Genomic DNA, 13,684 nt, shown 5'->3' with positions numbered 1-13,684 from the left:
AGGTAACAATGCTCTTTTTTCCACGCTGTTCAGAAAAGTTATTCACAGGTTACCCACAGCCTGTTGAAAACTTTTTGGTGCACATCTATACTTAAGGCACTCCTTACAAAGAAACGAGCTAGAGAAAGGATTTTTTAACGATGGAAATGAATTTTGTGACAAAAGTCTGGTCTGTGGATAACGATGTGGAAAATCAGCATAGTTGTGCACAGATTGTGGATGCAGCCCGTTTTCTTCGAGAAGGGGCAGTTGTGGCGTTTCCCACGGAGACGGTTTACGGTTTGGGAGCGAATGCATTATCAAACGAAGCAGTGGAAAAAATATTTACAGCAAAAGGCAGACCCAGCGATAATCCGCTGATTGTACATATTGGAGCGTGGGACCAGTTGTCCACAGTAGCAAGTGAGGTTCCAGAGAAAGGGAAAAAGCTGATGGAGGCGTTTTGGCCTGGACCCTTGACGGTCATTTTGCCTAAAACCGATCAGGTAGCGTCGCTGGTAACGGCAGGGCTGGATTCAGTCGGGGTTCGCATGCCTGATCATCCGGTTGCCATGGCTTTGATCAAGGAAGCGGGTGTACCGATTGCAGCTCCGAGCGCCAATCGCTCCGGACGTCCGAGTCCAACGACTGCGGCGCATGTATTGGCTGACTTGAATGGACGCGTAGCAGGAGTGGTCGATGGTGGGGCAACAGGTGTTGGGGTAGAGTCTACTGTTATTGATGTGACGCAGGACCCCCCGATGATTCTGCGTCCAGGCGGCATTACACGGGAGCAAATGGAACCAGTGATTGGCTATGTGGAGCTCGACCCTTCTTTTCAAGTGGGAGCAGCCGAGGCACCGCGCTCTCCGGGGATGAAATATACGCATTACGCTCCGGAAGGGGAAATGTGGCTAGTATCAGGAGAGAGTGAAAAAGTTCGGGCAAAAATGGAAGACATGCTGCAACAGGCGAAGCAGCACGGTCAAAAAACGGGTGTGCTGGCAACGGAAGAAACAGCGCCCTTTTGGAAAAGCCACGCGGCGGCAGATGTCGTTCTTGTGGTTGGATCACAAGCGGATCTCGAAGCGGTTGCCCAACAGCTATATGCAGTGCTGCGAGAATTCGACGATCAAGAAGTACAGTATATTGTCGGCGAGACTTTCCCGCGAAACGGGTTGGGTATGGCCGTGATGAATCGCTTGGAAAAGGCTGCTGGAGGCCGCGTCTTGTCCGTGTAAACCTGTCCTAAACTCCCCCTTGTCCGCATAAGGTGAAGAGACGGGAGGGGAGCTGCTTGGATCAGGTGTTATTCCAATGGGGGCAATTTTTGACGTTGCTCATTATTGCTTTCGCCTTAAGTATGGATGCCTTTTCGTTGGGAATTGGCGTAGGGATGGTTGGGATTCGGTTACGAGAGATTATCAAAGTAAGTATCACCATCGGACTGTTTCACATTATGATGCCGATCATCGGGATTGTCGTTGGAGCGTATTTGTCCGATTTGATTGGAGATATAGCCGTGTTTATTGGCGGCGGGGTCCTGATGATCATCGGCTTGCATATGTTATGGAATGGCTTCGTTCAAGGGGATCAAAAAAGTGTGTTGAAGACAAAAGGGTTCGGACTTATGCTCTTCGCATTTAGTGTCAGCCTGGATGCTTTCACCGTCGGTTTCTCGTTCGGCTTGATCGAGGTCAATAGAATTTTGGCCATCGCCCTGTTTGGAGTAATGGGTGCCACGATGTCTTACTTCGGTTTAATGTTAGGCAGGAGTGTGGGAGGGTGGCTTGGGGATTACAGCGAATTAATAGGTGGACTTATTTTGTTTGGTTTTGGGTTAAAATTTATGATATAACCGGGCTTATTAACAGGAGAGGAGGAACCATACGTGAAACGGATACTTTTCGTCTGTACGGGAAATACGTGCCGAAGCCCAATGGCAGAAGCGATGTTCCGTGCGAAGACAGACGGACAGGGGCTTGAAATACGCTCAGCCGGAGTGGCGGCATTTGCTGGTCAGGATGCCTCCTTGCACGCCAAACAAGTATTAGAAGAGCGAGGAATTGCCCACGATCATAAGGCCAGCAAGGTAGATGATGGGTTGATTGAATGGTCTGATGTCATTTTGACGATGACGCACGGTCACAAGCGCGCGATCTTGACGTATTTCCCCTCAGCCGCTGAAAAAGTGCATACCCTACAAGAGTTCGTGGGGATAGAAGGCTTTAGTGATATTGCTGATCCGTATGGGGGATCACTGATGGATTATCGCAGGTGTGCCGAAGAAATCGAAGAGTCACTGGAAAGGCTTTCATTGATGCTCAAGGACCCAGGTCTTCGTAAATCAGTGGATGAATAGGGTGCTGGTGTATAGCCAGGACCTTGTTTTTTGTGAGAGTACGAACGATTTTTTAGTGACTTGATAAAAATGTTCACTTTTTACTTATTGTTTTTTGATGTATACTAGACGAAGATTATGAGACAAGCGAGGGATGACAGATGAAAGTAGCACTTGCTGCTGATCACGGTGGATACAAGCTAAAAGAGGAGATCAAGACTCTGCTGGCCTCCATGAACATCCAAACGGAAGACTTCGGCTGCACCTGCGAGGAATCGGTTGATTATCCCGATTATGCTTTGCCAGTAGCGGAAAAGGTGGCAGCGGGGGAATTTGATCGAGGCATTCTCGTTTGCGGAACAGGTATCGGCATGTCGATCGCAGCCAACAAGGTTCCAGGCATCCGTTGTGCACTTGTGCATGATACGTTTTCCGCACGCGCTACTCGTGAGCATAACAACACCAATGTGTTGGCGATGGGTGAGCGAGTTATTGGACCGGGTCTTGCGCTTGATATCGTGAAAATTTGGTTGGAAACAGAGTTTCAAGGTGGTCGCCACGAGCGCCGTGTAGAAAAGATTTCCCAAATTGAAGCGAAGCATGCGGGAGTGAAGTAAGTGGATGTATCCGCTATCGAAAAACAAATCAATGAAATTGTCGAGGAAGTAGCCGATTTGGCAGAGCTTGCAGCAGGACAACTCATGGTGATTGGGTGCAGTACCAGCGAGGTGCTCGGGGAGCATATTGGAAAAGCTGGCAGCCAAGATGTAGCGAAGGCTCTGTATCGCGGGATCCAGTCTGTTGTAGAGAAGCGCGGCTTTGCTGTGGCCTTTCAATGTTGTGAACATTTGAACAGGGCCCTGGTCGTCGAGCGCGAGGTTGCATTGCGATACGGACTGGAAGAGGTCTCGGTTGTTCCTGTTCCGACTGCTGGAGGCTCTATGGCTGCGCATGCGTTTACACAGTTCATGGATGCAGCCGTTGTGGAGCAAATTCGCGCGCATGCAGGCATAGATATCGGTCATACGCTGATCGGTATGCATCTGAAGCATGTGGCAGTACCGGTACGTCCGAAGCAGCGTCTTGTTGGACAAGCACATGTTACAGCAGCGCGCACACGTCCCAAGCTGATTGGTGGACCGCGCGCCGTTTATGAGAAGACACCACCAAATGAAAGCTGCACATAAAAGAGGAGGAGAAACTACTATGCTAGATTTTTTGCGTAAACAAGACCCGCAAGTATTGGAAGCCATTCAACTGGAGCTCGGAAGACAACGCGACAAGATTGAGCTGATCGCTTCTGAAAACTTCGTAAGCCGCGCAGTCATGGAAGCAATGGGAACCGTTTTGACGAACAAATACGCAGAAGGATACCCAGGCCGTCGCTATTACGGTGGTTGCGAGTATGTGGATATCGTGGAAAACATCGCGCGTGACCGCGTAAAAGAAATTTTTGGCGCTGAGCATGCAAACGTACAACCACACTCCGGCGCTCAGGCGAACATGGCTGTATACTTCACGATTCTTCAGCCAGGAGACACCGTATTGGGAATGAACCTGTCCCACGGTGGTCACTTGACGCATGGTAGCGCAGTAAACTTCTCCGGTACTCTGTACAATTTCGTTGATTACGGTGTAGACGAAGATACGCACCTGATCAACTATGAAGTTGTTCGTGCAAAAGCATTGGAGCACAAGCCAAAACTGATCGTTTGTGGGGCGAGTGCCTATCCGCGTACGATTGATTTTGCCAAGTTCCGTGAGATCGCGGATGAGGTGGGCGCGTACTTCATGGTGGATATGGCGCACATCGCTGGTCTGGTTGCGGCAGGTCTGCATCCAAACCCAGTACCGCATGCACATTTCGTTACTTCTACGACGCACAAGACTCTGCGTGGACCGCGTGGCGGTTTGATTTTGTGCAAGGAAGAATTCGCGAAAGGCATCGACAAATCCGTATTCCCAGGCGTTCAAGGTGGTCCGTTGATGCATGTGATCGCAGCAAAAGCGGTTGCCTTCGGTGAAAACCTGCAACCAGAATTCAAGGATTATGCAAATCGCATCATCAAGAATGCGCGTGCGTTTGCTGAGGCACTGACTGCTGAAGGTCTGACGCTAGTTTCCGGCGGAACGGATAACCACCTCGTATTGGTTGATGTAAGCAAAATCGGCCTGACAGGTAAAGTGGCTGAACATCTGCTGGACGAAGTAAGCATTACTACGAACAAAAATACGATTCCTTACGATACACAAAGCCCGTTTGTTACAAGCGGTGTCCGCATGGGTACGCCAGCAGTTACAAGCCGCGGTTTTGATGAGGAAGCAATGAAAGAAGTAGCAGCGATTATCGCTCTGACATTGAAAAATCCAGAGGATGCTGCGAAGCACGAGGAAGCACGCCAACGTGTGGCAGCTTTGTGCCAACGCTTCCCGATGTACGAAGGCTTGAATATCTAAGCAAGGCAACGTGAAGCAGACCCGGTGGAAATTCCCCATACGGGTCTGCTTTTTTTCCACTTCGCGGCTGTCGTTAGGGATCAAGGATGTGAAAAAGTACGAAGATTAGGCAAATTGACGGCACCACTCTCACCAGCTATTATAGAAAGGATGTATTGATAGGGAAACGGAGGAAATGACATGAGCCGTGTATATGTGTTTGACCATCCGCTGATTCAGCATAAAGTTACGTATATTCGTGACAAGAATACAGGGACCAAGGAATTTCGCGAACTGGTAGATGAAGTGACTACTCTGATGGGCTATGAAATTACCCGTGATATGCCGTTGGAGGAAACTACTATCGAAACGCCAGTGGCTACCTGTCAGTCGAATGTAATTGCTGGTAAAAAAGTAGGGTTGGTACCGATTCTTCGTGCTGGTCTTGGTATGGTGGATGGCCTGATGAGGCTGATCCCTGCTGCCAAAGTAGGACACGTAGGTCTTTACCGTGATCCGGAAACCCTGCAGCCTGTTGAGTATTATGTGAAGCTGCCATCCGATGTTGCTGAGCGTGAGTTGATCGTAACTGACCCAATGCTGGCGACTGGTGGCTCTGCTGTTGCCGCTCTTACTGCTTTGAAAAAACGTGGAGCGAAAAACTTGAAACTGATGTGCCTCATCGCTGCTCCAGAAGGCATCAAGCTGGTTCAGGACGAGCATCCTGATGTAGATATCTATGTAGCAGCTGTTGATGAATATTTAAACGACCATGGATACATCGTGCCAGGCTTGGGCGATGCGGGTGACCGCTTGTACGGCACGAAGTAGTCGGAGAGGGAAAAACGGATGAAAACTGTAAAAGTAATGACGGTATTCGGCACACGTCCGGAAGCGATCAAAATGGCACCGCTTGTCCATGAATTGAACAAGTACAGCGAACAGATCGAATCTGTCGTTTGCGTGACGGCCCAACATCGTCAAATGCTCGATCAGGTTTTGGACATTTTTGATATTCAACCAGACATTGACTTGAACATCATGAAGGATCGCCAAACGCTGGTGGGTGTGACCACTCGCGCATTGGAGAGCCTGGATGAAACAATGAAGGAAGTAAAACCGGACATCGTCCTCGTACACGGGGATACGACAACCACTTTTGTGGCGAGTCTGGCTGCTTTTTACAACCAGGTAGCAATTGGTCACGTGGAAGCGGGCTTGCGCACATGGGACAAGTACTCGCCGTTCCCGGAAGAGATGAATCGTCAGCTGACAGGTGTCATGGCTGACCTTCACTTCTCCCCGACTAATGGATCGGCTGACAACCTTCGTCGCGAAGCAAAGCCGGAAAAGAGCATCTACGTGACAGGAAACACTGCAATTGACGCGTTGAAAACGACCGTTCGCGAGGATTACACGCATCCGGTGCTTGATCGCGTAGCTGGTCAGAAGCTGGTGTTGATGACGGCACACCGCCGCGAAAATTTGGGCGAGCCGATGCGTCGTATTTTCCGTGCAGTTCGAAGACTGGTGGATGAGCATCCTGAGATTGCTGTTGTGTATCCGGTTCACTTGAATCCTGCTGTACAAGAAGTGGCGCAGGAGATTCTCGGGAATCACGATCGCATTTCGTTGATCGAACCATTGGATGCCCTTGATTTCCACAACTTCGCTCGTCGCTCCCATCTCATCCTGACCGATTCCGGCGGGGTGCAGGAGGAAGCGCCGTCTCTTGGCGTGCCAGTCCTGGTTCTGCGCGATACGACAGAACGTCCTGAGGGAATTGAAGCAGGCACGTTGAAACTCGTGGGAACCGACGAAGAGCAAGTGTATGCAATGGCAAAAGAATTGCTGACCAACCAAGCGGCTTACGATGCAATGGCGCATGCTGTCAACCCATATGGGGATGGCGAGGCTTCCCGTCGTATCGTAGAAGCAATCCTCTATCATTTTGGTTTGCGGGCTGAACAACCAGAGCCTTTCCAACCAGGTCAGTAACATACAGCTAGGAAAACCCGCCAGGTACCGTTCGTCAAAACCGGGCGGGTTTCTTGTTGTAGAGCGATTTTTGGGGTTTCGATGACTGATGATTTGGTATGTTTTTCTAATAGGGAATCGAGAGAATTGGCGAAACTATCCATGACCTTTTGCGTCTAATATTTAGTTGCTTGGCTTAGATGGTAGAAAGACAGAGTTTGGAATACGGAGAGGAGTTACCAACATGAGAGCGCAAAGGATAGTGACGCTGCTCACGGCTACGACCATGGCCTGGGGAGCTTTTGTTCCGTTTGTGCCGTTTGCGACCAATGTCGCACACGCCAGAGCGGAGACAAGTGCATTGAATATGATGTGGCAAACCCCAATTGGTGAGGGGACCACTTTACAGAAATATACGAAATCATTTGCCAATCAAGTAGTCACGATCATGGTAACCAAGGTTGATCTGAATAATCCTTACGTTGAGGTCAAACCGGTATACGGAACGAAAGGCAAGCTGACAGACAGGCAGACGGTTACACAAATGGCGCGTGAAACTGGAGCTATAGCAGCGATCAATGCCGACTTTTTTAACATGTCCAAACGGGGAGCGCCGTTTGGTATCGTCATGAAAGACGATGAACTCATTTCGTCCATGGGTTTGGTCTCCTACTGGTACGCGCTGGGCTTGACTGGCGACAAGATGGCCATCGTCGACAAGTTTGGGTTTGGCGGCAAGGTTACGGCTCCTAATGGCGCTACCTATTCGATTCAGGGTGTCAACAAGGAAGAGTACAACCCGAGTGATTCACGAAAAAGTCACCAGAACCAACTGAACGTCTATACCCCTTCCTTTGGCAAAACCAGCTTGGGGACGATACCGGGCTACAAAGATGTCGTCGAGATTTTGTTTGTAGACAACGTAGCCAAAGAAGTTCGTGTGAATCAACCTGGCGTATACATACCTTACAACGGCTATGTCCTTTGGGGACATGGAGCAGCAGGAGCATTCCTCAAGCAAAACTTCCCTGTAGGCGCTACTGCAGCGGTTGAGTACCAAACGACACCACAGACACTCAACCTAAAGCAAGCGGTAGGCGGCAATGTGATTTTGGTTGATCAAGGGAAAGCCCTCACTTCCTTTCAAGCGGACAAGTCCATCATCAACAAGACGGCACGCACATCGGTCGGAGTTTCCCAGGACGGGAAGACCTTGTACATGGTCACGATCGATGCGAGCCAAGGCGTTTATTTGGACGAGCTGGCAAAAATCATGGCGGAGCTCGGCTCTTATCGGGCTGTAAACTTTGACGGTGGGGGCTCTACGACCATGGCAGCTCGCATGCTGGGTGAGACACACGCAAATTTGGCGAATAAGCCGAGCGGCGGTGCTGAGCGCCGAGTGCCTACTGGACTGGCCGTATACAACACGGCACCTGCGGGAGAATTGAGAGGCTTCCAAATCGATGTACCGGCAGATGTGCTTATCGGACAATCTATCCCGCTCAGCGCATCCAAAGGTTATGACGTGCATTACCAGCCGTATGCGATCAATGCAGGCGATGTGAGCTGGGATGCTAGTCAGTCCGAAGCGGGCTCCGTAAATGGCAAGCACTTCACACCAGCTCGCTCTGGCAAGATCACATTGACTGCGCGATTGGGCAATGTGACGCAAAATAAAGACATTCAAGTCATTTCCGGCAACGATGTTCAGCAAATCATCGTTTCCCCGAATCCGATCACGATTGCACCGGGACAATCCCTTACTCTCGATGTCAAAATCAAAACGAAAAAGGGCTCAACCGTACAAGCGACACCACTTAGCGTAAAAGCGAGTATCGATTCTTCTGTAGCGACGATCAACGACAATCTGCAACTGGTAGCAGGCAATGAGCCGGGCAACGGAAACCTGACGATTACGTATGATGGCGTGGCGACAACCGTACCATTTGCCGTTGGACAATTTGAGCAGCCATGGCTGACCTTCGATAATCAGGCCGGCATGTACCATGCAGCGAATCCATCCAGCATCAGTTCGGCTGGTTCGTTTGCGCTCGTTTCCGATCAGACATTCCGCACGAAAAAGGCAGCGAAGCTGGTGTACAACTTCTCTGGAGCACCAGCGAACAACATGCGGATTTCGTACGGCGTTCTGGGGGCAAAACCTGTGACCATTCCTGGCAAGCCGCTCGGATTGGGCTTGTGGGTCAATGGTGACAACAGCGGACATTGGCTCCGTGCTGAAGCAGTCGATGCAAACGGGAAGCCGGTCTACGTCGATCTGGCTAAAGAGATCAATTGGACAGGCTGGAAGCAAGTGAAAGGCTACTTCCCGAGCAATGTTGCCTATCCATTGCAATTGAAGAGTGTGTATGTCGTTGACCAGGCCAATGATGGCATTACACACGACAAAGGAACACTGTACTTCGACGAATTCTCGCTCCTCTTGGGCAACCAGACAGGTCAGCCAAGCGATGCGGCGGTTGTCCCTGAACTGCCAGGCAGCATGTCACTCGGAGCGGAGCTTGATCTCCATTACTCCTTAGAAAATACCGCATCTTATCTGGATAGTGCACTGATTGATGTGGAGTCGATCGTGACCCAGCCAATGCCAGGATATGTACCTGCCGATTACTCGTTTACGATTAAGCCGGGCGAACTAAAAGCAGGGCAAGAGGACGCGATTTCAACCTCGTCGATTCAGTTGACACTGGCACCGAAGCAATGGCTCGCTGGAAAAGGAGTTGGACTCTTGTACGTAAACCAAGTAAACAATACGTTGGATCCGCTTCTGGGAACCATGAATGCTCAAGGTCAGTGGGTATATGAAGTCAATAGCTACGGCAAGTACATTCCGTACTACCTGGACAATGCAGGCACGAGCAGCGCTGGATTTACAGATATCACGAAGCATCCAGCCAAGGCAGAAATCACCTACATGGCGGAAAAGGGCTACGTGAAGGGTTTGACGGAGACGACGTTTGGCCCAGAGGTTTCTCTGACAAGAGCACAGTTCGTCACCCTGCTCTCGCGCTCTTTTGGGTGGGAGCTCCCTTCCTCACCAAAGCTGAAATTCAAGGATAAGGTGCCTTCCTATGCGCAAGGTGCCGTACAGGTTGCCGTTTCCAAAGGTCTGGTGAAGGGGTATAACGATAATACTTTCCGTCCGGATCAGCCGGTGACTCGCGCAGAGGCCGCAGTCATTCTCGATCGTCTCGTGAATAAAAAGGGAGCGGCGAAAAAGCTCTCCGATAAAGGGACCTGGCCATCCTGGGCAACTACATCTATCAACAACATGGTCGGACTCGGTCTGATTGATCCAGTTGGATCAAATTACCAACCAAATAAACCGACGACGAGAGCAGTGTGTGTCGTAGCGCTGTATCGCATCCTGCATCAAGATAAATAGAATCGGAATATAAAAGGTCAAGCTTCTCTAACGAAGAGAAGCTTGACCTTTTTTGTTGCCTTCCTGAGTTTTAGAAGGTATCGATAAACTGACAAAGCTGGTGAGAAGAAAAAGCGCAGGGCTCGTAGACCTTGACAACGCCTTCCCAGTCGGAGCTTCCAAAAGGGGACCACGCTTGTCGAACACTTCTTCCTTGAGAAGCTTCCGTCCGTAGGGTGGCTTTGGCTCGACGGTCCCCTTTTGGAAGTGGAGACGGACAGTAAATCCCCTTTGCGGGCGTGTCAGAGTCAAAGAGAACTGCGCTTTTTCTTCTCCTCCCCTATGTTGACTCAAACCAGAAAGTCCTTTTATTTTTCAAGATCGAAAAAAAGCTTTGTCAAAATGAGTTAACCATTTTAAAATAACAGTTAACAAATATATGTTAACCAAGGTTGTGATTTGGTTGTTAAATAGTTATGCAGAGCTCTCTGCCAAAGACAAGCGATACGTTTGGCATCCCTTCACCCAAATGAAAGACTACGTCGCACAGGAGCCATTGATTATTGCGAGAGGAGAAGGGATCAAGCTGTTCGATGTGAACGGCAAGGCTTATTACGACGGCTTTTCCTCCGTGTGGTTGAACGTCCATGGCCACAACGTTCCCGAGCTAAATCAGGCAATCACAGACCAGCTCGACCAGATTGCCCACTCTACCTTGCTCGGCATGGCAAACGTCCCATCCATTTTATTAGCGGAAAAACTGATCCAGCTCGCTCCAAAAGGATTGAGCAAAGTTTTTTACTCTGACAATGGGGCAACGGCGGTCGAAATCTCATTGAAAATGGCGTTCCAATACTGGCAAAATCGCGGGCAGACCGGCAAGCATTCGTTTATCACGATGAACAATGCCTATCACGGGGATACGATTGGAGCTACCAGCGTGGGAGCCATTCCTCTCTACCATCAAGTTTACAAACCACTGCTCTTTTCTCCACACGTCATTCCATACCCTTATCCATACCGGCAGGGAGGAGAAGAAGCAGCCGTTCAGGCCACGTTGAGCAGTCTGGAAAGCTTGCTTCGGGAAAGAGCTCATGAGATTGCGGCGATGATCGTAGAGCCTGTCGTGCAGGGAGCAAGTGGCATGATTATCATGCCAGACGGTTGCTTGAAAAAAATCGCGGAGCTGTTGCGCGCCCATGATGTATTGCTGATCGCAGACGAAGTAGCAACAGGATTTGGACGCACAGGCAAAATGTTCGCTTGTGAGCATGATGGGGTCGTGCCGGACATCATGGCGGTTGCGAAAGGGCTCACGGGCGGGTATTTACCAGTAGCGGCTACCTTAGTAACCGAGCAGATTTATGATGCTTTTTTCGCCGACTATGAGGAACAGAAAACCTTCTTTCACGGACATTCGTTCACAGGAAATCCACTCGGCTGTGCAGTTGCTCTCGCCAACCTGCGGCTGATGGAGGAGCGCGGAGTCGTTCAACAAGTAGCAAAAAAGGCAATCGATCTGGATCAATTGCTAGGGCCGTTATACGACCTGCCTCATGTAGGAGAAATTCGGCAAAAAGGCCTGATGGCGGGAATCGAGCTGGTTCGGGATAAAGAGACCAAGGAGCCTTATCACTGGAATGAGCGGATCGGTGTACGTGTCTGTCAGGCAGCAAGAGAAAAAGGGCTTTTGACACGACCGTTGGGCAACGTCATCGTTTTTATCCCACCGCTTGTATCTACAACCGAAGAATTGGCTGACATGGTTCGGATTTTGGCGGAATCGATTCAGGACGTAACGACAGGCGATACGAGGAGTGATTGATATGGCTGATCGCCCCTTTTCCGGATTGTTCATCACAGGGACAGATACTGGGGTAGGCAAAACGATTGTGACTGCCGGAATCGCATCCGTGTTGCGTGAGACAGGAGTGGACATCGGGGTTTGGAAGCCGGTCCAGTCAGGAGCACGAGCACAGGATGAGGGCAGTGACGCAATGCGCTTGAGATCGTGGAGTGGAGTGCATGACGCGTGTGAGGAGATAGCTCCGCTCTGTTTTGCGGCACCGCTTACCCCTTATCTGGCTGCGGAAGCAGAGGGGAAAAGCTTGACTATGGAGCAAGTAATTGCTGGAGGACGCCCCCTGATGGAACGTTATCCGGCACTCCTCGTCGAAGGAGCCGGTGGTCTGATTGTGCCATTGACTCCAACCGAAACGATGGCGGATCTTGCTGTTCGACTGAACCTGCCAATGCTCATCGTGGCTCGGGCTGGGCTCGGCACGATTAACCATACGCTGTTGTCCGTTTGGTATGCACGGGAACTCGGGATCGAGGTTGTAGGTGTCATCCTGAATCAAAACAACTCAGCTGGTGTCATCGATGAGAGTGTCAAAACAAACGCGAGCATGATTGAGAGCTATGGGGGAGTTCCTGTATGGGGCGTACTTCCATGGATAGACCAACCGTTAGGGCGTCAGCAGTTGACACAGTTAATCCACGAATGTGTAGACATCGGACAGCTGTGCCAGTGGAGCCATAAATAAAATGAAGGGGAGACGAGAAAATGAAGCAAAGCACCTGTCTGGATTGGAAGGAATACGCCCATAAAGCGATTGCCAAAGAAGAGTTTACGCAGGAAGAGGCTATGAAGGTGTTGCAAGCGCCAGATGATGAGCTGCTGCTGGTCATGAACGAAGCTTTTCGCGTCAGAAAGCACTTTTTCGGAAAAAAGGTCAAACTGAACATGATCATCAACGCCAAGAGCGGCCTATGCCCGGAGGATTGCGGTTACTGCTCGCAGTCGATTGTTTCGAATGCTCCCGTATCCAAGTACACGATGCTGGATAAGGAGACATTGCTCGCAGGTGCGCGAGAAGCCATGAATCGAAAAGCAGGTACATACTGTATTGTCGCCTCAGGACGTGGTCCCACGGAAAAAGAGCTGGGGCAGGTCATAGAGGCAGTCAAAGAAATCCGCGAGACAATGCCACTGAAAATTTGCGCGTGCTTAGGGATACTAAGCGACGAACAAGCAACGCGACTAAAAGATTCAGGTGTTCACCGCTACAACCATAATCTCAACACGAGTCGCAACCATTACGAAGCGATTACGACAACGCACACGTACGATCAGCGTGTACAGACAGTCGATACCGTAAAAAGAGCAGGGATGTCGCCCTGCGCAGGCGTGATCATCGGCATGGGGGAGAGCGATGAGGAGATCGTTGAAATGGCATTTGCCCTGCGCAATCTCGATGCAGATTCCATCCCGATCAATTTTTTAAATGCGATTCCAGGAACCCCGTTGGAGGATAAAGGACGCACCCCGGCAATGAAGGCTCTTCGTGTTCTCGCCTTGTTCCGATTTATTTGCCCGGATAAAGAAATTCGTGTTGCGGGTGGTCGCGAAGTGAATCTGCGCACCTTGCAGCCGCTTTCCTTGTATGCAGCCAACTCATTGTTTGTAGGTGATTATTTGACGACACCCGGGCAAGAAATCACGACAGACCATCAGATGATTGAAGACCTCGGGTTTGAAATCGAGCTGTGTGCGTTGTAGG

At 50.2% G+C, this 13,684-nt stretch carries 12 protein-coding genes; all 12 read left to right on the top strand.

The window, feature by feature from the left end:
* Window positions 1-140 precede the first annotated feature (140 nt).
* The 12 genes from FO446_RS26725 to bioB all read left to right on the top strand — a co-directional run bounded on the left by FO446_RS26725 (window position 141) and on the right by bioB (window position 13,683).
* Window positions 141-1,220: an L-threonylcarbamoyladenylate synthase gene (locus tag FO446_RS26725; RefSeq protein WP_232773917.1), complete on the top strand. Its 1,080-nt coding sequence runs from the start codon at window positions 141-143 to the stop codon at window positions 1,218-1,220.
* Window positions 1,221-1,276: 56 nt separating this feature from the next.
* Window positions 1,277-1,837: a manganese efflux pump MntP gene (locus FO446_RS26720; protein ID WP_173610456.1), complete on the top strand. Its 561-nt coding sequence runs from the start codon at window positions 1,277-1,279 to the stop codon at window positions 1,835-1,837.
* Window positions 1,838-1,870: 33 nt separating this feature from the next.
* Complete coding sequence (locus FO446_RS26715; RefSeq protein ID WP_088909763.1) at window positions 1,871-2,341, top strand: low molecular weight protein arginine phosphatase; 471 nt, start codon at window positions 1,871-1,873, stop codon at window positions 2,339-2,341.
* 140 nt (window positions 2,342-2,481) lie between these two features.
* Window positions 2,482-2,937 carry a ribose 5-phosphate isomerase B gene (gene rpiB, locus FO446_RS26710; RefSeq protein ID WP_007725502.1) on the top strand — a complete coding sequence of 152 codons (456 nt, stop codon included), beginning with the start codon at window positions 2,482-2,484 and terminating at the stop codon, window positions 2,935-2,937.
* Entirely contained in the window at window positions 2,938-3,507 is a 570-nt protein-coding gene (locus FO446_RS26705; RefSeq protein ID WP_237899538.1) for a TIGR01440 family protein, read from the top strand.
* Window positions 3,508-3,526: 19 nt separating this feature from the next.
* A complete protein-coding gene (gene glyA, locus FO446_RS26700; protein ID WP_173610458.1) occupies window positions 3,527-4,777 on the top strand; it encodes a serine hydroxymethyltransferase in 1,251 nt (416 codons plus the stop codon).
* A 180-nt stretch (window positions 4,778-4,957) separates the two neighbouring features.
* Entirely contained in the window at window positions 4,958-5,587 is a 630-nt protein-coding gene (upp, locus tag FO446_RS26695; protein ID WP_047069825.1) for a uracil phosphoribosyltransferase, read from the top strand.
* Between the two features lie 18 nt (window positions 5,588-5,605).
* A complete protein-coding gene (gene wecB / locus FO446_RS26690; RefSeq protein ID WP_173610459.1) occupies window positions 5,606-6,754 on the top strand; it encodes a non-hydrolyzing UDP-N-acetylglucosamine 2-epimerase in 1,149 nt (382 codons plus the stop codon).
* A gap of 223 nt (window positions 6,755-6,977) precedes the next feature.
* Window positions 6,978-10,142, top strand: a complete 3,165-nt coding sequence (locus tag FO446_RS26685) for a phosphodiester glycosidase family protein (RefSeq protein WP_237899536.1) — start codon at window positions 6,978-6,980, stop codon at window positions 10,140-10,142.
* A gap of 418 nt (window positions 10,143-10,560) precedes the next feature.
* Window positions 10,561-11,946 (top strand): adenosylmethionine--8-amino-7-oxononanoate transaminase, encoded by a 1,386-nt coding sequence (bioA, locus tag FO446_RS26680; protein ID WP_221867352.1) that lies wholly within the window; start codon window positions 10,561-10,563, stop codon window positions 11,944-11,946.
* A gap of 1 nt (window position 11,947) precedes the next feature.
* Entirely contained in the window at window positions 11,948-12,667 is a 720-nt protein-coding gene (gene bioD, locus FO446_RS26675) for a dethiobiotin synthase (protein WP_237899534.1), read from the top strand.
* Between the two features lie 20 nt (window positions 12,668-12,687).
* On the top strand, window positions 12,688-13,683 hold the full coding sequence (bioB, locus tag FO446_RS26670; protein ID WP_047069820.1) for a biotin synthase BioB: 996 nt from the start codon (window positions 12,688-12,690) through the stop codon (window positions 13,681-13,683).
* Window position 13,684: the final 1 nt, after the last annotated feature.

Origin of the sequence: Brevibacillus brevis, assembly GCF_022026395.1 — a bacterium.
GTDB lineage: Bacteria > Bacillota > Bacilli > Brevibacillales > Brevibacillaceae > Brevibacillus.
Note: the sequence above shows the minus strand (reverse complement) of the source record. Positions and strands in the feature narration are given on the sequence as shown.

Coding starts and splice junctions, on each gene's coding strand:
- FO446_RS26725 (WP_232773917.1), top strand. CDS start 141: ATGGAAATGAATTTTGTGACAAAAGTCTGGTCTGTGGATAACGATGTG.
- rpiB (WP_007725502.1), top strand. CDS start 2,482: ATGAAAGTAGCACTTGCTGCTGATCACGGTGGATACAAGCTAAAAGAG.
- glyA (WP_173610458.1), top strand. CDS start 3,527: ATGCTAGATTTTTTGCGTAAACAAGACCCGCAAGTATTGGAAGCCATT.
- upp (WP_047069825.1), top strand. CDS start 4,958: ATGAGCCGTGTATATGTGTTTGACCATCCGCTGATTCAGCATAAAGTT.
- wecB (WP_173610459.1), top strand. CDS start 5,606: ATGAAAACTGTAAAAGTAATGACGGTATTCGGCACACGTCCGGAAGCG.
- FO446_RS26685 (WP_237899536.1), top strand. CDS start 6,978: ATGAGAGCGCAAAGGATAGTGACGCTGCTCACGGCTACGACCATGGCC.
- bioA (WP_221867352.1), top strand. CDS start 10,561: ATGTTAACCAAGGTTGTGATTTGGTTGTTAAATAGTTATGCAGAGCTC.
- bioD (WP_237899534.1), top strand. CDS start 11,948: ATGGCTGATCGCCCCTTTTCCGGATTGTTCATCACAGGGACAGATACT.
- bioB (WP_047069820.1), top strand. CDS start 12,688: ATGAAGCAAAGCACCTGTCTGGATTGGAAGGAATACGCCCATAAAGCG.